The sequence below is a fragment of the Amycolatopsis sp. NPDC104863 genome, assembly GCF_055582965.1.
Window position 1 is genome coordinate 305,859 of sequence record NZ_JBVJOW010000007.1, and the last position, 20,811, is coordinate 326,669.

At 71.0% G+C, this 20,811-nt stretch carries 19 protein-coding genes; 5 read left to right on the plus strand and 14 right to left on the minus strand.

What is annotated here, in order from left to right; translation table 11 throughout:
* Positions 1-294: 294 nt before the first annotated feature.
* The 9 genes from ACZ63J_RS34775 to ACZ63J_RS34815 all read right to left on the minus strand — a co-directional run bounded on the left by ACZ63J_RS34775 (position 295) and on the right by ACZ63J_RS34815 (position 11,154).
* Positions 295-3,024: a helix-turn-helix transcriptional regulator gene (locus ACZ63J_RS34775; RefSeq protein ID WP_465398966.1), complete on the minus strand. Its 2,730-nt coding sequence runs from the start codon at positions 3,022-3,024 to the stop codon at positions 295-297.
* A 1,153-nt stretch (positions 3,025-4,177) separates the two neighbouring features.
* Entirely contained in the window at positions 4,178-5,425 is a 1,248-nt protein-coding gene (locus ACZ63J_RS34780; RefSeq protein WP_465338385.1) for a nucleotide sugar dehydrogenase, read from the minus strand.
* A gap of 149 nt (positions 5,426-5,574) precedes the next feature.
* Positions 5,575-6,297, minus strand: coding sequence for a PIG-L deacetylase family protein (locus ACZ63J_RS34785; RefSeq protein ID WP_465338384.1), 723 nt, complete (start codon positions 6,295-6,297; stop codon positions 5,575-5,577).
* A 189-nt stretch (positions 6,298-6,486) separates the two neighbouring features.
* Positions 6,487-7,155: a response regulator gene (locus tag ACZ63J_RS34790; protein WP_465338383.1), complete on the minus strand. Its 669-nt coding sequence runs from the start codon at positions 7,153-7,155 to the stop codon at positions 6,487-6,489.
* The gene (locus ACZ63J_RS34795) at positions 7,152-8,321 is read right to left on the minus strand and encodes a sensor histidine kinase (protein ID WP_465398967.1); all 1,170 of its coding nucleotides are present in this window, start codon (positions 8,319-8,321) and stop codon (positions 7,152-7,154) included. Before ACZ63J_RS34795 ends, ACZ63J_RS34790 begins: the two co-directional genes overlap by 4 nt.
* Before the next feature lie 5 nt (positions 8,322-8,326).
* The gene (locus ACZ63J_RS34800) at positions 8,327-8,473 is read right to left on the minus strand and encodes a GGIII-like transmembrane region-containing protein (RefSeq protein WP_465311531.1); all 147 of its coding nucleotides are present in this window, start codon (positions 8,471-8,473) and stop codon (positions 8,327-8,329) included.
* Between the two features lie 35 nt (positions 8,474-8,508).
* Positions 8,509-8,751 (minus strand): hypothetical protein, encoded by a 243-nt coding sequence (locus tag ACZ63J_RS34805; protein ID WP_465398968.1) that lies wholly within the window; start codon positions 8,749-8,751, stop codon positions 8,509-8,511.
* 336 nt (positions 8,752-9,087) lie between these two features.
* The gene (locus ACZ63J_RS34810; RefSeq protein ID WP_465338381.1) at positions 9,088-10,779 is read right to left on the minus strand and encodes a flavin monoamine oxidase family protein; all 1,692 of its coding nucleotides are present in this window, start codon (positions 10,777-10,779) and stop codon (positions 9,088-9,090) included.
* Positions 10,780-10,941: 162 nt separating this feature from the next.
* A complete protein-coding gene (locus ACZ63J_RS34815; protein WP_465338380.1) occupies positions 10,942-11,154 on the minus strand; it encodes a DUF5988 family protein in 213 nt (70 codons plus the stop codon).
* Between the two features lie 220 nt (positions 11,155-11,374).
* On the opposite strand from ACZ63J_RS34815, the gene ACZ63J_RS34820 reads away from it, so the two are divergent.
* The 5 genes from ACZ63J_RS34820 (at position 11,375) to ACZ63J_RS34840 (ending at position 15,400) form a co-directional block, all read left to right on the plus strand.
* Entirely contained in the window at positions 11,375-12,124 is a 750-nt protein-coding gene (locus tag ACZ63J_RS34820; protein WP_465398969.1) for a thioesterase II family protein, read from the plus strand.
* Positions 12,125-12,212: 88 nt separating this feature from the next.
* On the plus strand, positions 12,213-13,409 hold the full coding sequence (locus ACZ63J_RS34825) for a glycosyltransferase (protein WP_465338378.1): 1,197 nt from the start codon (positions 12,213-12,215) through the stop codon (positions 13,407-13,409).
* Positions 13,406-14,380 carry an ATP-binding cassette domain-containing protein gene (locus ACZ63J_RS34830; RefSeq protein WP_465398970.1) on the plus strand — a complete coding sequence of 325 codons (975 nt, stop codon included), beginning with the start codon at positions 13,406-13,408 and terminating at the stop codon, positions 14,378-14,380. The genes ACZ63J_RS34825 and ACZ63J_RS34830 overlap by 4 nt, the downstream gene beginning before the upstream one ends.
* A complete protein-coding gene (locus tag ACZ63J_RS34835; RefSeq protein WP_465398971.1) occupies positions 14,377-15,219 on the plus strand; it encodes an ABC transporter permease in 843 nt (280 codons plus the stop codon). Before ACZ63J_RS34830 ends, ACZ63J_RS34835 begins: the two co-directional genes overlap by 4 nt.
* A 55-nt stretch (positions 15,220-15,274) precedes the next feature.
* Positions 15,275-15,400 (plus strand): hypothetical protein, encoded by a 126-nt coding sequence (locus tag ACZ63J_RS34840; protein ID WP_465311523.1) that lies wholly within the window; start codon positions 15,275-15,277, stop codon positions 15,398-15,400.
* 5 nt (positions 15,401-15,405) lie between these two features.
* Here ACZ63J_RS34840 and ACZ63J_RS34845 read toward each other — a convergent pair whose 3' ends face one another.
* The 5 genes from ACZ63J_RS34845 to ACZ63J_RS34865 all read right to left on the minus strand — a co-directional run bounded on the left by ACZ63J_RS34845 (position 15,406) and on the right by ACZ63J_RS34865 (position 20,804).
* Positions 15,406-17,019 (minus strand): helix-turn-helix domain-containing protein, encoded by a 1,614-nt coding sequence (locus tag ACZ63J_RS34845; RefSeq protein WP_465398972.1) that lies wholly within the window; start codon positions 17,017-17,019, stop codon positions 15,406-15,408.
* Complete coding sequence (locus tag ACZ63J_RS34850; protein ID WP_465398973.1) at positions 17,019-18,404, minus strand: carboxylesterase/lipase family protein; 1,386 nt, start codon at positions 18,402-18,404, stop codon at positions 17,019-17,021. The genes ACZ63J_RS34845 and ACZ63J_RS34850 overlap by 1 nt, the downstream gene beginning before the upstream one ends.
* Positions 18,401-19,783 (minus strand): FAD-binding oxidoreductase, encoded by a 1,383-nt coding sequence (locus tag ACZ63J_RS34855; protein WP_465398974.1) that lies wholly within the window; start codon positions 19,781-19,783, stop codon positions 18,401-18,403. The genes ACZ63J_RS34850 and ACZ63J_RS34855 overlap by 4 nt, the downstream gene beginning before the upstream one ends.
* Positions 19,784-19,980: 197 nt before the next feature.
* A complete protein-coding gene (locus ACZ63J_RS34860) occupies positions 19,981-20,358 on the minus strand; it encodes a nuclear transport factor 2 family protein (protein WP_465398975.1) in 378 nt (125 codons plus the stop codon).
* The gene (locus ACZ63J_RS34865; protein WP_465398976.1) at positions 20,355-20,804 is read right to left on the minus strand and encodes a cupin domain-containing protein; all 450 of its coding nucleotides are present in this window, start codon (positions 20,802-20,804) and stop codon (positions 20,355-20,357) included. Before ACZ63J_RS34865 ends, ACZ63J_RS34860 begins: the two co-directional genes overlap by 4 nt.
* Between the last annotated feature and the right edge of the window lie 7 nt (positions 20,805-20,811).

Genomic DNA, 20,811 nt, shown 5'->3' on the forward strand with positions numbered 1-20,811 from the left:
CATCCCTTCGCAGCAGGAAGCTACCTCGCGCCGCTCGAGGTGCGGCGTGGCCAGACCGCGTGGTTCGTTCCACACGGGCCCGCCAGCCGCGTCGCGGATGGCGAGTCGACGGCAAAGCGGCGGTCCCAACGGAACCGCCGCCTCACCTCTCACCAAGCAACCTGCCCTGCTCGGTCCGCCAGCCGGACCACGGCAAGCCGCAGCCCCAAGAAACCCGCCACAGGAAGCGACCGCACCCGAGCGGCAGAGGCCGCGGCTCCCAAAAACCGAGAACCGCGGCCTCACCAACCCCTCCTACCAGGAAGCCACCTCATGCCGCGGCATCTGCTCCATCTCCCCGGCATGCGACAGCCACCGATGCCCACTGGGCAGCTCAGTCCGACGATTGATGTTCAGCTTCCGGTACACCCGGGTCAAATGCTGCTCCACAGTCGAAACAGTGATGTACAGCTTCCGCCCGATCTCCCGGTTCGTGTGCCCCAGCGACGCCAGCGAAGCCACCCGCTGCTCCGCCGCACTCAACGTCGACGGGCTCAGCTCCTCAGCCACCTGCTCGGTCACCGCCGGCGCCCCCGCGGGCGTCAAACTCCGCCACAACGGGTCCGCGCCGCACGACTTCGCCAGCTGGACCGCTCGGCGCTGCGCCGTGCGGGCCCGGTTGTAGTCACCCAACATCTGCGCGCACTCGCTGAGCGCCGCGAACACGTGGGCCAGCTCGTACCGGTCGTCGCACGTCTGGAGCTGCTCGGCCGCCCTGCGGAGCATCGGGAGGCGCTCCTTGAACTCGCTCACCTCCGCCAGCGCGCGCAGGCACACCGCGTGCGCGCGGACGCGCTCGTCGCCACACCGCTCGAGCTGGTCGCGCAGGAGCTTGCGGGCCTGGTCCGCGTGGCCGAGGCGGGCGTGCGCCTTGGCCGCGCTCAGGCGCCACGGCACCAGCTCCGGGTGGTCGATCTCCCAGCGGACGGCCAACGTCCGGACCGTCGCGAAGTCCTCGAGCGCCGCGTGCAGGCGGTCCGTGGCCAGGTAGTGGTTGCCGCGGGCCATCAGGTACTGGAGCCAGAACGCCGTGCGGCGCAGGCCCGGCGGGATGTCCCGCTTGAGCTCGGCCGCCGCCTCTTCGTACCGGCCCATCCTGGTCAGCGCGTCCACCAGGTGCGCCAGCGGCAGGCCGATCAGCGTTCCCCAGCTCTGCGCCGGGAGGATCGTCAACGCCTCCCGCGCGCACCGCTCCGCCGCGTGCAGGTCGCCGAGGCGCAGGGCGACTCCCGCCTTCACGTCGGTGATCACCGCGCGCAGGGTCGGGGACGTCTGCACCGCCTTCATCCGCAGGAGCTCTTCGCACCAGCGGTCCGCGCGGTGCGGCTCGCCGGCCAGAAGCAGCGCCTGCAGGGCCGCGACGACCTCCTCCAGCTGCGGGACCTCGATCAGCCAGCAGCTCTCCAGCACCTGCTCGGCCGCCGCCAGTGCCTCGTCGCGGTACTTCGACGACAGCGCGAGCGTGAGCGCCTGGCCCGAGCACGCGCCGTCGTACGCGGTCGTGCCGCGGTCGCGACGGCGTTCGCCCGCCACCTCCGGGTACCACACCCGCACCCACTGGCTGTCCGCGAAGCACTCCGCCTCGGGCCGGCCCAGCACCGTCGCGGCGCGGTCGAGCCGGCCGTGCCAGAGCAGCGAGTAGACGTAGTCGGCCGTGTGCTGCGTGCTCAGGTGCCCCTGGTCGAACGAGTCGCCGAGGGGGCCGAGCCGCATCGCCGCCGCCGCGGGGTTGGTCCGGTTCTGGATCTGGACCAGCCGGGCGGTGAACGCGGCCGCCTCGCGCGGGCCCATGTCCTCCTGCTTCGGCAGCGTCAGGCACGCCACCGCGACCTCGGCCCGGTTCTCCCGCAGCGCTTCCTGCGCCGCGTTCCACAGCACCGGCAGCGCCCACGGCTCGGCCGCCCCGCCGCGCAGCAGGTAGTCCGCGACGACGGCGTCGGGCTTGCCCTGCTGGTGCAGCCGCCGGGCGACCTCGAGGTTCAACGCCCGCGCGTCCGCCTCGGGCAGCTCGGCCCGGACGGCCTTCGCGGCCCGCTCGTGGCGGAACCGGTGGTGCTCGATCAGACCGCTGTGCTCCAGCATTGCGAGCGCCGCGGCCACCTTGGACTGGTCGAGCCGCAGGACCTGCGCGAGGTCCTCCTCGTCGCCGTGGCCGTCGAGGACCGCGACCGCCCGGGCCGTCCGCACGAGGTGCGCCGGGCTGCGGTGCAGGCAGCTCAGCACCGCGTGCTCGTACGCGATGCCGATGGTCGGCTCCGCCGCGTCCGCCGACTCGCAGTCGTCGGCCAGTGCGTGCGTGAGCAGCGGGTTGCCGCCGGTGAGGCGGTGGCACGCCGCGGCCAGCCGGCCGGCCGCCGCCGCGTCCAGCCGCTCCGCCAGCACCTGCGCGACCCCGCCGACCGACAGCGGGGGCACGGTCAGGTGCCGCGCGTGCGGCTGCCGGATGATCTCCGAGTGCAGCCGCGACCGGGCCGGCCGGGCACTCGCGCTCTCGGCCAGGATCATCAGGACGCGGGAGACGCCGATGCGGTGCTGGATGTAGAGCAGCGTGCGCAGCGACGCCCGGTCGGCGAACTGCATGTCGTCGACCACGATCACCAGCGGCCGCTCCTTGGACAGCTCCAGCAGCGCCACGCAGATGCCGTGCGCGATCCGCGCGTCGAAGCGCAGGCCGTTGTTCGTGTCCGAGTCCGCCGCGGAGCCCATGATCCGGTGGGCCTGCGTGACGGTCTCGGGCGGGAGCAGCGGGTTGCCGAACAGCTGGTCCAGCATCCCCAGGTGCACGTCTTCTTCCGCGAACGAGCCGCAGGCGCTCAGCACGAGCGCCCCCGAGTCGCCGGCCCGTTCGGAGAACCGGCGCAGCAGGCTGGTCTTGCCGCTGGCCACGCCGCCGGTCAGGAGCGCGACGACCCCGTTGCCGCGACGGCTTTCGTCGAGGAGCTCGATCAGACTGTCTAGTACCTTTTCCCGTTCCACCAAAGCCATGTGCCTATCACCCCAGTGATGTTCCCCGCCGAAGGTGTGTGACCACCCCAGTGACAACCTTCGGCGTAGCTTGCTATCCCCAGTTACTTGCTGTGACGAAGAGCATCTCACCATCAAGGAAGAACTCTTCGACAAAAACAAACGTAGTCGCCTCGGCACGGGTTGACCAGCGCAGGTGGAGGCGGGGGTGTGTTCGGTCCATCACCGTCGGAGGTGGCTTTACCCAGGATGAAAAGCGTTCGTTTTCCGCCGTTCCCGGCGAGCTGATCGCTCGCCTCAATCACCCGAACGAGTGAAAAAGTGGCTTCGGAGCGTCAGTTGAGCCCGATTTTTGACCGTTGGTGGCAGCGCCGTCACGCAGGGATGCGGAATGCACGACCGGGGCAGGGCGGACGAATGGGGTAAATCGGGCGCGCCGTCGGAATCGATCGAGGGTCTAACTCGTTCGGCCTAAACTGACGCGCTCCGTGGTCGAAGGACCTGTCGAACACTACCCAGAGTGTCTGCGACCAAAGGGGGAGACGCGGCGGCCACCACGGCTCAGGCCGGTTTTTGGAGATGATCTCCAGGTCGGGGCGACTCCGGGACGTCACGGTCGGGGACAGAACCTTGACCGGGAGTGAGATGCCGTCACCCGATCGGACTAGAACTGGGCTCCACCTCGCGTCGCGGCCGCCTTCCGGGGTCTCCACCCCGGACAACCTTGATCCAGGTGACCCGGATCCCCGGCCGAACCGCGGTAGTAGGGGTCGAGTAGGGGTGTCGGCCCGCACGGGCACCCCTGAACCGGGCAAAACGACCGGCGGAGCGCGATGGTGGATTTTGGCTCTCCACCCCGGGAGAAGGGGGAGTGGCGGCCTTTTCGGTGACGACTGCCCTCGCGGTGTCACGGCCGGAGCCGGAAACGAGAACAGCGGGAAAAGGGTGCGGGAATTCGGCGCGGCCCACTGACCGGGAACACGTCTACCTGCCGCCCGACAGAAACTTCACACCGGCGCGGCCGCCGGCGCCGTACCACGACGTCAATCGTCCTGGGGCCACAATTTCGCCGCCGGTTGAACAACCGTGGGGGCGGAAACACGCACCCGGGAACGCGAAAAGCCGCCTTGGACAGCGTCGGACGCTGTCAAGGCGGCTCTCGGGGGAGGGGGAACTACAGGCTGGTCACCGTGGTGACGCCGGTGGCGGCCCCGGTCGTGTCGAAGAGCCGGGCCGCGCCGCCCAGCACCTCGGCGGTGTACTCGCGGTGCGGTTGGAGCAGCACGACCAGGTCGGCGGCGGCCAGCGCCGCGTCCAGCTCCGGCACGCACTGCAGACCGCCGAACACGTCGATGTACGGGTCGTGGAACGCCACGTCGGCGCCGCGATCGAGGAACTGCCGGATGATCGGCGCGGCCGGCGTCTCCCGGGTGTCGGCGACGTCCGGCTTGTAGGTGACACCCAGCACGAGGACCTTCGCCCCGTCGACGGCGATGGAGTTGTCCTCGAGGTGCTTGCAGACGCGGTCGGCCACCCACAGCGGCATGCCCTTGTTCACGTCGTTCGCCGTCTCCGCCATCTTGAACCGCAGCCCGAGCGTGGTGGCGTGGTGCACCAGGTACAGCGGGTCGGCCGGGATGCAGTGGCCGCCGACGCCCGGGCCCGGCCAGAACACCTTGAAGCCGTAGGGCTTCGTGGCCGCCGCGCGGATCGTGTCCCAGACGTCGAGCTCCATGCTGTGGCACAGCTGCGCGAACTCGTTCACCAGCGCGATGTTCACCTGGCGGAACGTGTTCTCCAGGATCTTGGCCGCTTCCGCCTCGCGCATGCCCTTGGTCAGGTGCACGAGGGTGACGCCCCGGTAGAAGTCCGCGGCGCGGTCGCGCGAGGCGTCGGTCAGGCCGCCGACGAGCCGGGGGGTGTTGCTCAGGTCGAACTTGGCGTTGCCCGGGTCGATCCGCTCGGGCGAGTACGCGAGGTCGAAGTCGACGCCGGCGAGCAGGCCCGACTCCTCCAGGATGGGCAGCAGCAGCGCGTCGGTGGTGCCCGGGTAGGTCGTGGACTCCACGATCACCAGCTGACCCGGCTTCAGGTGGTCCCGCACGGTGGCGACCGCGGACTCCAGCGGCACCAGGTCGGGCTGGTCGTCCTCGCGGACCGGGGTCGGGGCGCACACGACGACGACGTCGGCCTCGGCGAGCACGGACGGGTCGAGCGTGGCGCTGAGGTTCCCGGCCACTTCGGCCAGGTCGCTGTCGAGCACCGTGTCGACCGGCGACCGCAGCGCGTTGACGGCTTCGACGCGCTCGGCGCTGATGTCGAAACCGACAACCTGACGGCCGAGGCGCGCCTGCGCGACGGCCAAGGGCAGACCGGTGTACCCGATCCCCAGAATTACGATATGCCGATCGGTGTCAGCCATGGCGATATCCTCGGATTCTCAGTTGGTTTTGTATCAGCGGGCGGATTACTGTGCCGATCGCGACCGATCCGACCGCAGTCACGGCCGAATGGCTTTCGTGGCAACGGTTGCGTGCCGCGCGGCGGTCGGCCTGCTTTTGGCCGGCTCGGTCACCAGGACATCCGGTACGGCACGAACGATTCGCCGTATTCCCAGCAGTGCGACCCGCCGGTGGCGGCGTCGATGGTCCGGACGTGGTTCAGGGACCGGGGCTGGTTTCCCGGCCGCATCTGGGTGCCGTAGGCGCGCAGTGCTTCTTCTTTGTCGGCCCAGTGCGCGGAGGTGTCGACGTGGACCCACCACGGCTCCGAGTCGGCGGACCAGCGGTCCTCGACCCCGCGGTAGCCGAGCACCATCTTCGGCGTCGGCTTGAGGCCGGGGCCCTGGATCCGGGCGGCGGCGAATGCGGCGCGGAACACCGCCTGGTGGTCCTGGTGGTACCCGCCGGCCGCGGGGATGATCAGCGCCTCCGGCCGCACCGCCGAGAGTGAGCACTCCTCGTGCTTCTCGATGAGGTTGACCAGGTCACGCTGCTTGGTCGTGATGTCGAGGTCGCCGGTCTCGTCGACCCAGGCGATCGTCTGCGTGGTCGTGCCCAGCGCCTTGCAAGCGGTTTCGAACTCGGCGAGCCGGGTGTTCGGATCGCTGTGCGAGCCCCACATCTTCGCGGCCCGGACGGTCACGCACAGCACGTGCACGCCGATGCCGGCGGCGGCCAGCCGGGCGGCCGTGCCGCCGGGGCCGATGGTCTCGTCGTCCGGGTGCGGGGCGACGACGAGCACCTGGTCGCCCGTCGACAGCCCGAACGGGTGTCGTGAACTCTCGTTGGTCATCAGCGCCGGCTCTTTCGTCGTCGGCCCGCCGGATTTCCCGGAAATGAGCTCGGGACGCGGGCGGTGCGATTTCCCGGAATTCCGGGAACGAACGAAAGGCTAGCCAGCGCCGTGATTACCGGACAACCCCTGCCGGGATTCGATGACCCCTAGCTGGCCCCTGACTCGGGGCGGGTGGAATAGGGGTGCTCAGTCCCCGAGTCCATGCTGGTAGACGTACCGTACCGCCTCGCTGCGGTTGCGGACGCCGATTTTCATGAAAACATTGTTGGCGTGCGTTTTCACGGTCGCTTCACCGATCAGCATGGCGGTGGCGATCTCGGCGTTGCTCAGGCCGCGGGCGATGTGCGAGAGCACTTCGGACTCCCGGGTGGTCAACCCGGGAATACCCGTCCGCGTCGGCGGTGCGGTCACCGTCGTGGTCCCGGAGTGGTTGAACGCCGCGACCAGCCGTTGCGACACCGCGGCGTCGAAGGTGATCTGCCCCGCGGCGGCGGCGCGCAACGCGGCCGCGATCTGCTCGCGGCCGGCGTCTTTGGTCACGTAGCCCCGCGCGCCGGCGTGCAGCGCGGCGGCGATCGACTCGTCGTCGACGTAGGTGGTGAGCACGAGCACCGCGATGCCCGGGTGCTCGGCGGCGATGCGCCGGGTGGTCTCGATGCCGTCGAGCACCGGCATGCGCAGGTCCATCAGGACCGCGTCGGGCGGGTCTTCGGCGATCACGCGCAGCGCTTCTTCGCCGTTGCCGACGTTACCGATGACCTCGATGCCGTCCATCAGGTCGAGCAACGCGACAAGCCCTTCCCGCATGATCTGCTGGTCGTCCGCGACGATCACGCGGATCGTCCCGTCGCTCATTCCGGCACCTCGGCCGTGACCAGCCAGCCGCCGCGGGCCGGGTCCGCCGGCCGGGCGACGAGCGAACCGCTGACCAGCGCCAGCCGCTCGCCCATGCCCACGAGGCCGTAGCCCGACGACTGCGTCTCGGCCGACGGCTGCACCGGCACCCGCACGGGCTCGTTGTGCACCCGCAGTGTCACCTTCTCGTCGGAGAAGTCCAGCACCATCCCGATGGGCGCGCCCGGCGCGTGCTTAGCCGCGTTGGTCAGCGCCTCGCGTCCCGCGCGCAGCAAGGAGATCGCGGTCTCGGGCCGGATGGGCCGCGCGGTGCCGGTGGTCTCGAAGGTCACCGGCACACCGTGGTCGGCTTCGTGCTCGGCGGCCAGCTCCCGCAGCGAGGCGGGCAGCGGCGGCGAGTTGTGCCGCAACGCCGCGACGGCGCGCCGAGCCTCGTTCAGGCCTTCGTTCGCCAGGCGCCGGGACCGGCGCAGCCGCTCCAGCGCGGCCTCGCGGTCGCCTTTGACGCTCAGCAGTCCTTCGGCGAGATCCAGCTGCACACTCAAGGCGCCGAGTGAATGTGCCAGCACGTCGTGGATCTCCCTCGCGATGCGCGTGCGCTCTTGCAGCGCCGCGGCTTTGGCGTGTTCGTCGTGCATCAGGCGCGTCTGCTCGAGCAGCAGTTCCGCCTGGTGCGCCTGGACCTGGTACTGCCGCCGGTTCAGCCCGAACAGCGTCGAAATCAGCATCACGATCGCGTAGCCGAGCATCGTCACCCACGACTGGTGGGCGAGCGCGCAGCTGGCGACGACCACGCCGACTTCGAAGCCGGCGAAGGCGATGATGAGGTTCGCGCTGACCCCGGCCAGCGCGGCGAACACCCCGAGCGGGACGCCGGCCATCAGCATCGCCGTGCCGTCCGTGCTCCACCCGACCACCAGCGTGGGCAGGAACGAGCACAGGGCGAGCGCGGCGGTCGAGGTCCGCGGCCAGGTCCGGTCGGACAGCGCGAAGAGCAGCCAGCACAGGAAACTGACGCCGCAGACCGTCCACACCAGCGGGGACGCCCGCGCCGTCAGCAACGCGCCGAGCAGCAGCAGCGTGCTGATGACCTGGACGACGAGCCACCCCGGCGCGACCCGTTCGGCCAGCCCCAGTTCGGTGTCCTCGTCGCCGGAGCCCTGCATGGTCCTTAGCTCTTCTTCTTGAACATCAGGACGATGACGCCCAGGAGCAGGATCGCGAGCAACGCGACGCCGCCGATGATCAGGTACCGCTCGAACATGAGGTCCATGACGTCGCTCATGCTGGTGTCCGCGAGGACGGTGGTGGTGTCCATGGTGGTTCCTCCCCGTCAGCCGTTCGACGGCTGGGTCAGTCGATTTCCTTGTGCTTGATGTTGCCCTGCTTTTCGCGCTCGCTCAGGTAGTCGAGCGCCTTGGTGCCGAGCGCGCCCTTGTACCCCTGGCTCTTGCTCAGCTTGTTGCGCACGACCGGCTCCACCATCGACTTCGCCTGGTCGAACCGGCCGGTCTTCTTCAGCGCGAACACGACAACGCCGATGAGCAGCAGGAGCAAGATGATTCCGCCGCCGATCATGGCGAAACGGAGAAGCATGAAACCGATAACTTCACCCATGGCAGATTTCCTCCGTGTGAGTCTGTTCCCGCACCCGTTTCCGGATGCTTTCCTCCGCCGGTTCCGACTGCTTCCGACACGTTGGACACTACTGCTCCACCCGGGTGGAGCAGGACCTCCGCACGGTGGAGATCCGGGTGGAGGTCCGGCGGCCGCCGCGGGAGGAGCCGGCCCCCGTCGTGCGGGGGATCCGGGCCGCAAAAACGACCTTGAGCTGGATAAACAGCAGCCGGGCACGCGGTTCGCGTGCCCGGCTGCTGTCATGGCCCCCGAGGTCGGCGCCGGGGGAGTAGCGCCTGCTCCGGGGTGGCGTGCTCAGTCCATCGGGAGGTCCACCGGGGCCAGTTCGGAAAAGAGGTCACCCGGTCCCGGATTGCCCGGAACCGTGGTGCCGCCGAGGTGGTTAAGTACGCCCCAGACCGCATTCAGCGCCGTTGTCACCGCGCCTTCCGCGAAACCGCCTGTCCACGATATGTCATCTCCGGCGAGAAAGAAACCCCGCTGTCCCGGCGGCATCTCCTGCTGCATGAAATGGGTGTACAACCGCCGTTGGTAGCGGTAGTGGCCCGGCAGGTTCGCCTTGAACGCGCCGTTGAAGTTCGGCTCGTTCTCCCACGTGACGGTGATCGGCGGGCCGGCCAGGCGCGCGCGGATGTCGACGCCGGGGTAGATGCGTTCGAGCGTGGCCAGGATGCTGTCCATCCGCTCGCCGTCGTCCAGCGTGGCCAGCTTCGCCGAGTCGTCGTTCCAGGTGTAGGACAGGCACATCACGCCGGGGCGGTCCGGGCCGTCGTCCATCAGGTAGACGCTGCGCGGCCCGCGGTCGGTGAGCGTCATGCTCAGCGTGTCGCGGCCGGTGCCCGGGTCGAGGTCGCGCCAGAACGGCCGGTCGGTGAGCACGAAGACCTTGGACGAGCCCATGTAGTGCGTGCGTTCGACCGCTGTCCACAGTGGACGCGACAGCAGGCTCTCGTCGGTGCGGATCCGGGTCGTCAGCAGCCGCACGTGCGGGGTGAAGACCACCGCGGGGTACGTCCGCGCGTCCCCGCAGCTGTCCCGCACGGTGATCAGGTCGCCGGCCCGCTCGATGCGCGCCACCCCGGGCCGGGGCTGCCCGCCGTGCAGGTCGGCCAGCGACGTCCCGTCCGGCCAGTGGGCCGCGCCGTGGTGGCGGTGCGTCCAGAGCCGCTCGGGCAGCTGCTGGCAGCCGCCGACGATGCTGCGCTGCTCGTCGTCGGCGCCGCTGAACACGACCCGCAGGATCTCCAGGATCGAGTTCGGGAAGTCGGTGTCCCAGCCGCCGGTGCCAAACCCGACCTGGCCGAAGATCTCGCGGTGGCGGAAGGAGGAGAACGACGTCGAGTTCGCGATGAACTCGTAGAACGACTGGTCGTCGAGCCGCGAGACGAGGTTGTTCCAGATCGCCTTGATGCTGCCGACGTCGCGGCGGCGGATGGCGTCCTCGATCGCCGAGCGCTCGGCGTTCTCCTGCAGTGCCTTGTCCCAGGCGTCGGACACCTGCTGGTAGACCGACGGCAGGTCGGCGGCGGTGCGCGCCCAGGTGGTGCGGCCCTCCAGGTCGATCACCGTGCTCGGCGTGGCCGGGTCGAGCGGGTTCGGGAACGCCTTCGTGTCCAGGCCCGCTTCGGTGATGTAGTGGTAGAGCGCGGTGGCCGACACGGGGAACCGCATGGCGCCGAGCTCGGCGACCGAGTCCGGGTGGCCGTCGAAGGCCGCCGAACGCATCCGGCCGCCGAGCTGCTGCTCCGCCTCGTAGACGACCGGGCGCAGGCCCAGCCGGAGGAGCTCGTGCGCGGCGACGAGACCCGCGACCCCGCCGCCGACCACGGCCACCTCGGTGCCGTGGACGGCCGCGGGCAGCGTGCCGAGGCCACCGGGGTGGCCGATCCAGTCGTCGTAGGCGAACGGGAAGTCCGGCCCGAACATCGTGAGCGGTCCGGAAAGCGTCCCGTTCTCCCGCGGACGCTCGAGGGGGAAGGTAGTCATGAGCGATCGTGCCTTTCTGCGGGCCGGCTCGAATTCGGAGGCCGAGCACGAATCCTGGCGCTGAAAGTGAGAATGGCGATGACCATGGACGGATACATCGTGCCCGTTCCGAAGGTATTCGGGGACACGCCCGCTCGGGTACCCCTGGTCACCCCTAGCCGATCACTCGGCGACGCGCGTGCGGCCGCACCAGGCGAACACCGGGACCTGGGCGCCGCCGCTGGTCGTGACGAACTCCCCCTCGTGGGTGAAGTGCTCGTAGCCGGCGCCGTAGCTGACCTTGGCGACGTCGCCGAGGTTGCCGACCGTCCACTCGCGGTGGCGCTCGATGAGCTCGGCGGGACCACCGGAAAGCGTGACCGTGATTTTCGACATGGTTCGTCCTCCGTGGGTTGGGTTTTCGCGGTGAAAAGAATGCAGTAAATGTGTTCTGCGTCTCTCGAGGATGCCGGGCGGGAGAACGGCGTGTCAAGGTGGGCGGCTCCTATTCGTGAATGGCCCTGAACAGGGGTTACGGGAGTTTTGATAGGGGTTGTCCGCGGTCCGCGCGCCCTGGGAATCTGCCCGGGTAGGCCACTGCGAGAAGGGGAGTGCCGTGCACGAGAGCAGCTGGATCCGGAGTTTCCACCGCCGGCCCGGGCCCGGGCACCGGCTGGTGTGCTTCCCGCACGCCGGCGGCTCGGCCAGTTACTTCTACCGGATGGCGAAGGCGTTCGCCGCTGGCCCGGACGGCCCGGCCGAGGTGGTCGCCGTGCAGTACCCCGGCCGCCAGGACCGGCGGGCCGAGCCGTTCGCGGCGAGCATCGCCGAACTGGCCGAGAAGATCGCCGCGGTGCTGGCCGGCGCCGGCGACCGGCCGCTGACCCTGCTGGGCCACAGCATGGGCGCCACCGTCGCGTTCGAAGTCGCGCTGTGGCTGCGGTCCGCGGTGACCGGGCTCGTCGTGTCCGGCCGCGCGGCCCCGTCGGCGCACCGCGGCGGCACGTCCCACCTGCTCGGCGACGACCAGCTCATCCGCGAGGTCCGGGCGCTGGCCGGCACCGACGCCGCCCTGTTCGGCGACGACGAGCTGCTGCGGATGGTGCTGCCGGCGATCCGCAACGACTACCGCGCGGTCGAGACGTACGAACCCACGCCCGGCGCGGCGGTGGACGTCCCGATCACCGCGCTGACCGGCTCCGAGGACCCGCGCGTGACCGCCGCGGAGATCGCCGCCTGGGAAGGGCACACGCGCGGCGCGTTCACGCTGCACACCTTCCGCGGCGGGCACTTCTACCTCGACCACCACCTGCCCGAGATCGTCGGGCTCCTGCGTCTCCAGCTGCGGGAACGCGCCGCCGTCTAGGGGTGGGTAAGGGTGTCGCGGGGGCCCGCGGCCGACCTACTGTCGCAGGCAAAGCTGCTTCCCGCGTCCACAATGGAAGGTGTCGACCGTGCGAGTTCTGTGCACTGTGACCGGCTCGCCCTCGCACGCCAGGGCGATGCTCCCGATCGCCAGGGGCCTGGCGGAGGCGGGGCACGAGATCCTCGTGGCCACCTCCGGCTACCTGGTGCCGACCTACGACGGCGAGCCGGTGGACGTCCGGGTCACCATGCCGGACCTCGGCGAGCTCATCATGAACATCCGCGAGTACTCCGCGAAGCACAACGGCGGCGTGCCCGACGAGCGGCTGGACATGATCTCGTTCGCCGGGGAGAAGCACGTCACCAGCGCCTTCGAGAAGACCTTCCCGCTCGCCAAGGACTTCGCGCCCGACCTCGTCCTGCGGGACGGCTCCGAGCTGTCGGGCTGCCTGGTCGCCGAAGCGCTGGACGTGCCGCTGCTGTCCGTGCCGTCGGGCGCGGGCAACACCCTCGACCCGGACGGCCTGCTGCCGCTGCTGAACGAGCGCCGTCGTGAAGTCGGCCTGCCGGAGAGCGACGACCGCAACGCGATCTACCGCAACGGCCGCATCGACTGCATGCCGCACGAGTACTCGTTCGCCAACTACGCGCCGCCGCAGGCGTTCGCCTACCGGCAGCCGCTGGACGTCAAGCGCAACCTGCGCCTCCCCGCGGAGGTCGCCGCGCTCTCCGGGGACAAGCCCCTGGTGATCGCGTCGATCGGCACCACCCTCGGCATGGTGAAGACGATCCGCGAACAGGGGGTGGCGGCCGACGAGCACTCGCCGGAGGCCGCGACGCCGCTCGCCGCCATCGTGAGCGGACTGTCCGAAGTGGACTGTCACGCCGTGGTCGCGACCGGCGGGTATCCCGTCGAGGTCCCGGTGGGCGACAACGTCCACCTCTACGACTGGATCCCGCAGCCGCTGCTGCTGCAGTGCGCGCAGGCGTTCCTGACCCACTGCGGGTACAACAGCACCCGTGAGGCGGTCGGCGCCGGCGTCCCGATGGCCGGGCTGCCGCTGATGGGCGACCAGGAGTACCACGCCACGCAGGCCGAGAAGATGGGCCTGGGCCGGAAGGTGCCCGAGGAGAGCGGCGCCGCGATCGCCGAGACCGTGACGGCGCTGCTCGCTGACGACGGCGTGCGCGCCGAGGTGCGCCGCGCCCACCGGGAGATGCTCGCGCTGCCGGGGGTCGACGGAGTGGTCGAGCACCTCGAGCACGTGGTGGCGCAGGCGCGATGAGCGGCGAGTTCGCCATCGAGGCGGCGGGGCTGACCAAGACCTTCGGGAAGTCCCGCGCGGTGGACGGGGTGGACCTGCGGGTCCGCACCGGCGGGGTCTACGCGATCCTCGGCCCGAACGGCGCCGGCAAGACCACCACCGTCCGGATGCTGTCCACGCTGCTGCCCCCGGACGGCGGCGCCGCGCGGGTGCTCGGCCACGACGTCGTGACCGAGGCCGACCAGGTGCGCGGGCGGATCAGCCTCACCGGGCAGTTCGCCTCGCTCGACCAGGACCTGACCGGGCGCGAGAACCTCGTGCTGCTCGGCCGGCTCTTCGGGTTCCGCGGGCGCGAGGCACAGGAACGCGCGGACGAGCTCCTCGAGGTCTTCGAGCTCACCGAAGCCGCGGCACGCCCGGTGAAGACGTACTCGGGCGGCATGCGGCGACGCGCCGACATCGCCGCCGGGCTGGTGGTCGCGCCGGACCTGATGTTCCTCGACGAGCCCACGACCGGGCTCGACCCCCGCAGCCGCAACCAGGTCTGGAACATCGTCCGCGCGCTGGTCGCCGCGGGCACCACGGTGCTGCTGACCACGCAGTACCTCGACGAGGCCGACCAGCTCGCCGACCGGATCGCGGTGATCGACCACGGCCGTGTCATCGCGGAGGGGACGTCGGGGGAGCTGAAGGCGTCGGTCGGCTCGGCCGCGCTGCGCGTGCGGCTCACCGACCCGGCCGACCGCGAACGGGCCCACGGCGTGCTCGCCGGCGAGCTGCGCGTCCCGGTGCACTCCGGCGCGGAGCCGGGAACGCTGACCGCGCAGGTCACCGACCGGCCGGCCGACCAGGCGTCCGCCGCCCTGAGCGGGCTGTCCCGCGCGGGCATCGGCATCGCCGACTTCGGCCTCACCCACCCGAGCCTCGACGAGGTCTTCCTGACCCTGACCGGCAAGCCGGTCGCGGACGCGGAGAAAGGCGTGCTGACATGACGCAGGTCCAGGCCCCGCCGGCGGAGGAGCTCGCACTGGCGCACCTGCGCGGGGTGCTCACCTCGCGCCCCCGGCCGCCGCGGCCGGGCCCGCTCACGACGTCGCTGGTGTTCGGCCGGCGGACGCTGCTCAAGCTCAAGCACCTGCCCGAGCAGCTGATCGACGTGACGGCGTTCCCGATCATGCTGACGCTGATGTTCACCTACCTGTTCGGCGGCGCGATCGCCGGCTCGACCGGGAACTACCTGCAGTACCTGCAACCGGGGATCCTGGTGCAGACGATCGTGATGATCACGATGACCACCGGCAGCGCGCTCAACGCCGACCGCGTGTCCGGGGTGTTCGACCGCTTCCGCTCGCTGTCGATCTGGCGGCCGTCCGCGCTGGTCGGCGCGCTCCTCGGCGACGGCGCGCGGTACCTGCTCGGCTGCGTGATCGTCCTGGTGCTGAGCCTGGTCCTCGGGTTCCGCCCGGCGGGCGGGTTCGGCGGGGTGCTCGCCGGGGTCGCGCTGGTGCTGGTGTTCTCGTTCAGCCTCGGCTGGCTGTGGACGACGCTCGGCCTGCTGCTGCGCACCCCGCAGGCGGTGACGTCGCTGAGCATGTTCGTGATGCTCCCGCTCACCTTCGCCAGCAACATCTTCGTCGACCCGAAGACGATGCCGGGCTGGCTGGCGTCGGTGGTGGGCCTCAACCCGATCACCCACCTGACCACCGCGGTCCGGGCGGCGATGGACGGCACGCTGACGTCCGGGCAGACCGGTTTGGTGCTGCTGTGGTGCGCGGGGCTGGTCGGGGTGTTCGCACCGGCGACCATGCGCCTGTATCGGACCAGGCACTGAGCGTGAACTTTTGGTACGCTGAAATCGAAGATCCACAACTGGGAGGAAACGGATAATGGGCTTGTTCTCGAAGGTCGCCGGCATGCTGGGCGGCAAGAAGGGCATCGACCGCGAGCGCCACAACCGGGACAAAGACCTGGAGAAGGAGCGCCGCCGCGACAAGAACGGCAACCGTCGCTAGTCCTCTTAGGACAGTTCTTCCGCCAGGCGGTGGATGCGCAGGGCCAGCTGGACGTCCAGGGCCCGGTCGCCGTCCTGCCAGTCGTCGCCCAGCAGGACGGTGATCCGGTCCAGGCGCTGGTAGAGCGTGTTCGGGTGGATCGTCAGCTCGTCGGCCGCCGTGGCCTTGCGGCGGCCGCACCGCAGGAACACCTCCGCGGTGCGGACGAGGTCCGTGCCGCGTTCCTCGTCGTGGGCCAGTAGCGGCGCGAGCGTGCGGGTGACGAACGTGCTCGCGTCCGCGCGCCCGGCCCGGCCGAGCAGGTAGCGGTACGGGCCGAGGTCCGCGGGTGACGCCGTGGAACCGCTGCGGCCCAAGGCTTCCAGTGCCTGGACGCACGCCGCGGCGTCGTCGTACGCGTCGGCCAGTGCGGCGGCTCCGGTCGCCGGCCCGGCCAAGCCGGTGGTGCCCAGATTCAGCGCGCGAGCCGGGGTTTCGTCGGTGCGGACCAGTGCGACCAGCCGGTCGTCCACCGCGGCCGCGAGGCCGCCGTGGCGCGTGGCAAACTCCCGCAACCGTGGCAGGGCTTCGAGGTTCGGCGTCACCACGGCGAGGTGCGGGCGGCGCAGGTCCAGGCCGAGCGCACGCGCGCGGCGGGCGAACGCCGGCTCGTCGCGCACCCGCCGCGTGACCAGCTGCTCCAGCAGGTCCGCCGCCGTCCGGCGCTCGGCGTCCGCCACCGCGCGCTCGACGGACGCCACCAGCGCGACGGTCAGCGCCGAGCGTTCCAACAGCCGGACGTCCGCGTCGTCGAGCGGCTCGGCCGGAACCACTTGCAGCGCGCCGAAATACGCGTTCGCCGACGCGACCGGGACGGTCACCGTCCGCTCGCCGACTTCGGCCCGCCGCGCGGCCGGGTCCGCGAACCACGCCGAGGGTTTGCCCTCGAGCACCGCGTCGATCGGGACGCCGTTGCGGGCGGCAGCACGGACTTCGTCGTGCTCGTCGGCGACGAGCACCAGACCGGGCACCAGCTTCGACAGCGGGACGACCACGTCTTCGGGAACGGCCACCTCCGAAAGCTCGTCGTGCAACCGCACAGCGCGTTCCAGCCGGTTGTTCGCCGCCGCGAGCGCGGTGACCAGCTTCGCGTTCTCGATGGCGATCGCGGCGAACGAACCGAGCGAGGTCAGCAGCGACGACTCCGCCGCGGTGAACCGGCGGACGTCCCGCTGCGAGACCATCAGCACCCCGGCCACCTTGCCGCGCAACCGCAACGGCACCCCGAGGATCGTGCGCAGGCCCTCGTCCTCGGCGACGCGGTCGACGGCGCCGAGGTGCGTGAGCCCGCTGTCCCCGAGGTAGTCGGCGCTCTGCACCGGCTCGCCGGTGCCGGCCACGCGCCCGGCCAGCCCGCTGTGCGGCGGCAGCACGACCCCGCGCAGCCGCGGGCCCAGCGAGCCGTCGGTGACGCGGATGACGAGCGAGCCGTCCGGTTCCGCCAGCGCCAGGTAGGCGACGTCGACCCCGAGCAGCCGCCGCGCGTGGTCGACGACCTCCTGCACCAGCGCGTCGAGGTCGTGCACCGCCGACAGCCGCAGCACGAGGTCGTAGAGCTCGCGCAGCCCGTGGGTGTCCATCAGCCCAGGCGCGCCGTGGTTCCTTCGGCCCAGCCCGGGTCGCCGGTGGCGGCGAAGGAGTACCACGCGGCGTTGAGCTCTTTGGCGAGTTCGGCCGGGGCGTGGTCGCCGACCAGGCTGCGGGCCGCGTCGAGCGTGTCGAAAACGAACGGCAGCTCCATGCCGTGGCACGCGCCGAACACCGGGGCACGCCACTCGAACTCGTACCGGTACGACCGGCCCCGGTGGCTCTCGACGAGCTCCTTGACGCCGTCGCGGAACACGAGGTCCGTCATCGCCTCGACGAACACCTCGCCCGCCTTGCGGCCGTCGCCCAGGCCGTAGCGCTTGAGCACGTCCGCGGCGTCCGGGTGCGACGCCGACAGCATCACAACCGCCTGCTCGTCGGTCAGCACGTCGACCAGCCCGGTCGGGCCGAAGTACAGCAGCATCTCCTCGCGGCACGTCCCCGCGATCAGGTCGACGTCGGCGCTCGCGCCGTCGCGGATCGCTTCGCCCGGGTGCCGCGGGAGGACGTCGTCGCCGACCAGCGGGAGGAACGGGCTGAGGCCGTAACTGCGGTCGAGGCCGTTCTCGTCCCGCAGGTCCGGGCCCTTGCCGGGCTGCAGGACCGCGTCCTGCGCGCTGAGCAGCTGCTCGGTCGTCAGCGTCCGGAAGGCCGCGGCGGTGGGCTCGACACCCAGGCCGTCGGCGACGACCTTCGTCAGACGGTCCAGTTCTCCGCGCCCGCGCACCATGTTCGCGTGTCCACTTTGGACAACGGCGCGGCGGAAGAGTCCCGTCGAGAGCGGGGAACCGAGCAGGCAGGCGACGCTGATCGCGCCCGCGGACTCGCCGAACAGCGTGACGTTGCCGGGATCGCCGCCGAACGCCGTGATGTTGTCCTGGACCCAGCGCAACGCGGCGAGCTGGTCGCGGGGGCCGAGGTTGGTCGTTTCGCCGTCGAGCGGGAGGAAACCGTCGATCCCGAGGCGGTACTGCAGGGTCACCAGCACCGCGCCGACGCGGGAGAACGCCGTGCCGTCGTAGACGTCGGCGGACCCGGTGCCGCCGATGAACGCGCCGCCGTGCACGAACACCAGCACCGGCAGGCCTTTCGCGCCCGGGTCCGGCGTCCAGACGTCGACCGTCAGGTAGTCCGGGCCCGCCGGCCCGGGGCGGCCGACCAGCGGCGAGAGGTCGAGGCCCGGGATCTCGCGGTGGCGCTGCGGCGCCGTCGGCCCGGCTTCGGTGGTGTCGCGGACGCCGTCCCACGCCGGCGCCGGGACGGGCGGGGCGAACCGCAGCTCGCCTTCCGGCGCGGCGGCGTAGGGGATGCCGCGGAACCGGACGCCGGTGGCGGTCGGCGTGCCGCGGACTTCGCCGGCGGTGGTGCGGACGATCATGCGGGTGTCCCTTCGGGGAAGACCTTGCCGGGGTTGAGGATGTGGTGCGGGTCGAGGGCGTTCTTGACGGCGTGGTGCAGGGCCAGGACGCCGGGCCCGAGCTCGCGCGCGAGGCCGCGCTGCTTGAGGAGGCCGACGCCGTGCTCGCCGGTGACGGTGCCGCCGAGGTCGAGGGCGCCGGTGATGATGTCGTCGAAGGCGGCCTGGGCGTTCTTCTTCGCCGTCTCGTCGCCGGCGGGCGTGACGAGCAGCGGGTGCAGGTTGCCGTCCCCGATGTGGGCGACGTTGGCGATGAGGACACCGTGGCGCTGTGCGGCGGCGTCGATGCGGGCGAGCATCTCGGGCACGGCCTGCGTCGGGACGCAGACGTCCTCGGTGAGCACCGGGCCGAGGCGTTCCAGCGCAGGGTAGGCCAGCCGGCGGGCGGCGAACAGCGCGTCGGCCTCGGCCTGGTCGGTCGACTGGGCGGCCCAGGTCGCGCCGGCCCCCTCGAAGCAGTCGAGGATCTCCGCGGCTTCGTGCTCGCCGAGCGCGCCGGGGGCGTCGGTGCGGGCGAGGAGCACGACGTTGGCATCGGCGCTCAGGCCCATGTTCTTCCACCGGTCGACGGCGGCGAGGCAGTGCCGGTCGACCAGCTCGAGCGCCGACGGCAGCACGCCCCGGGCGGCGACGGCGGCGGCCGCCCGCCCGGCGTCGACGGTCGTGTCGAAGTACCCGGCGACGGTCCGTTCCGCGGCGCGGGCGGGCCGCAGCCGCACGGTGACCTCGGTGACCACCCCGAGCGTGCCTTCGGACCCGACCATCAGCCCGGTCAGGTCGTACCCGGCAACGCCCTTCGCGGTGCGGCGGCCGAGCCGGACGAGCTCCCCGGTGCCGGTGACGACCTGCAGGCCCAGGACGTAGTCCCGGGTGACGCCGTACTTGACGCAGCAGATCCCGCCGGCGTTGGTGGCGACGTTCCCGCCGAGCGTCGACCACGGCGAGCTGGCCGGATCGGGCGGGTACCAGAGGCCATGTTCGGCGCAGGCGGCCCGCAGGTCGTCGTTGACCACGCCGGGCTCGACCACGGCGTACCGCTCGTGGGTGTTGATCTCCTTGATGGTGGTGAGCCGGTCGGTGACCAGGACCACGCAGCCGTCTCCGGCGTTGGCCCCGCCGGAGAGCCCGGTCCCGGCCCCGCGGGTGACGAGCGGGGTCCGGTGGCGGATGCAGGCTTTGACGACGGTTTGGACCTCTTCGGCGGAGTGTGGCCGGACGACTACGGCGGGCAGTGCGTAGGGCGCCCATTCGGCTTCGTCGTGGGCGAAGCCGGGCAGAACGTCCGGATCCCGCACCAGCCGGTCAGCCGGCAGCGCGGCGGCCAGGTCGTCGATCACCATCCGCGGGAACCTCCTCGTCACCGGCCTCCCACGCTAGGGCGGTGACGAGGTTCTGACCATGGGGAGAGTCCCCACCGGGTGACTCGGGCTACGTGCAGACCGCACAGAGGGGGCCGGCGCTCGGCCGCCCTGCCGCGCCCGGTCGGAGGCCGAGGCACGGCACCTGGCACCGCCGCCGCGCTCGTCCCAGCCGTGCCTTACCGCGAGTAAGCCTCCCGAGCCAACGCCGGCGTGAGGTCCATATGAACCCGATACTCCGACACCAACTCCCCGTCCAGCCACATCACCGTCACGCACGGCAGGGCCAACGTCCGGCCGTCCGGAGCCGCCGTGGTGATCGTGAACCGGCAGAACAGCTGGTCACCCACCGCGGCGACCTGCTCCACCACATGCCGGACCCACGGCAACGCACCCGCCGCGCCCGCCGTCGCCTCCGTGATCGCGGTGCGGCCGGTCAACGGCTCGCCGTTGCCGAACACGTACGTCGCGTCTTCGGTGAACCACGCGGCGAACGCCGTCGCGTCGCCCGCGTCGACCGCCGCGCACATCTCGTGGACCATGCGCTCGTGGTTCACTTCTGCAGCGCCAAGCCGTACCGCGTCATCACTTCCGCCACCAGCTTCATGTCGCGTCCGGGTGGCAGCTCGGACAGCTCCTTGTAGTAGTTCTCCAGCCCCGGCGGGGAAACCACCGCGATGATGCGCGTCTCCTCTCCGAACGGGTTGCGGAACACGTGCGGTACCCCGCGCGGCATGAGCAGCGAGTCACCTTCGCCGAGGACGTGCCGGACGCCGTCGAGCTCCACCTCCACCCGGCCCCGGACGCAGGTGAACAGCTCGTCCTCACGGCTGTGGATGTGGGTCGGCGGGCCGCCGAGACCGGGCGGGACGACGTATTCGAACAGCGAGTACGCGCCGTTCGTGTCGGCGCCGGTCAGCCGGGCGTGGATGCCCAGGCCGATCGCGCCCAGGTTGGTGCCGTCGCCCGGGTGGATGACGTGGTGGCCGGTCGCGGTGCTCATCGGAGGT

Coding starts and splice junctions, on each gene's coding strand:
- ACZ63J_RS34775 (WP_465398966.1), bottom strand. CDS start 3,024: ATGGCTTTGGTGGAACGGGAAAAGGTACTAGACAGTCTGATCGAGCTC.
- ACZ63J_RS34790 (WP_465338383.1), bottom strand. CDS start 7,155: ATGAGCGACGGGACGATCCGCGTGATCGTCGCGGACGACCAGCAGATC.
- ACZ63J_RS34835 (WP_465398971.1), top strand. CDS start 14,377: ATGACGCAGGTCCAGGCCCCGCCGGCGGAGGAGCTCGCACTGGCGCAC.
- ACZ63J_RS34830 (WP_465398970.1), top strand. CDS start 13,406: ATGAGCGGCGAGTTCGCCATCGAGGCGGCGGGGCTGACCAAGACCTTC.
- ACZ63J_RS34815 (WP_465338380.1), bottom strand. CDS start 11,154: ATGTCGAAAATCACGGTCACGCTTTCCGGTGGTCCCGCCGAGCTCATC.
- ACZ63J_RS34845 (WP_465398972.1), bottom strand. CDS start 17,019: ATGGACACCCACGGGCTGCGCGAGCTCTACGACCTCGTGCTGCGGCTG.
- ACZ63J_RS34810 (WP_465338381.1), bottom strand. CDS start 10,779: ATGACTACCTTCCCCCTCGAGCGTCCGCGGGAGAACGGGACGCTTTCC.
- ACZ63J_RS34800 (WP_465311531.1), bottom strand. CDS start 8,473: ATGGACACCACCACCGTCCTCGCGGACACCAGCATGAGCGACGTCATG.
- ACZ63J_RS34785 (WP_465338384.1), bottom strand. CDS start 6,297: ATGACCAACGAGAGTTCACGACACCCGTTCGGGCTGTCGACGGGCGAC.
- ACZ63J_RS34805 (WP_465398968.1), bottom strand. CDS start 8,751: ATGCTTCTCCGTTTCGCCATGATCGGCGGCGGAATCATCTTGCTCCTG.
- ACZ63J_RS34840 (WP_465311523.1), top strand. CDS start 15,275: ATGGGCTTGTTCTCGAAGGTCGCCGGCATGCTGGGCGGCAAGAAGGGC.
- ACZ63J_RS34795 (WP_465398967.1), bottom strand. CDS start 8,321: ATGCAGGGCTCCGGCGACGAGGACACCGAACTGGGGCTGGCCGAACGG.
- ACZ63J_RS34865 (WP_465398976.1), bottom strand. CDS start 20,804: ATGAGCACCGCGACCGGCCACCACGTCATCCACCCGGGCGACGGCACC.
- ACZ63J_RS34780 (WP_465338385.1), bottom strand. CDS start 5,425: ATGGCTGACACCGATCGGCATATCGTAATTCTGGGGATCGGGTACACC.
- ACZ63J_RS34850 (WP_465398973.1), bottom strand. CDS start 18,404: ATGATCGTCCGCACCACCGCCGGCGAAGTCCGCGGCACGCCGACCGCC.
- ACZ63J_RS34855 (WP_465398974.1), bottom strand. CDS start 19,783: ATGGTGATCGACGACCTGGCCGCCGCGCTGCCGGCTGACCGGCTGGTG.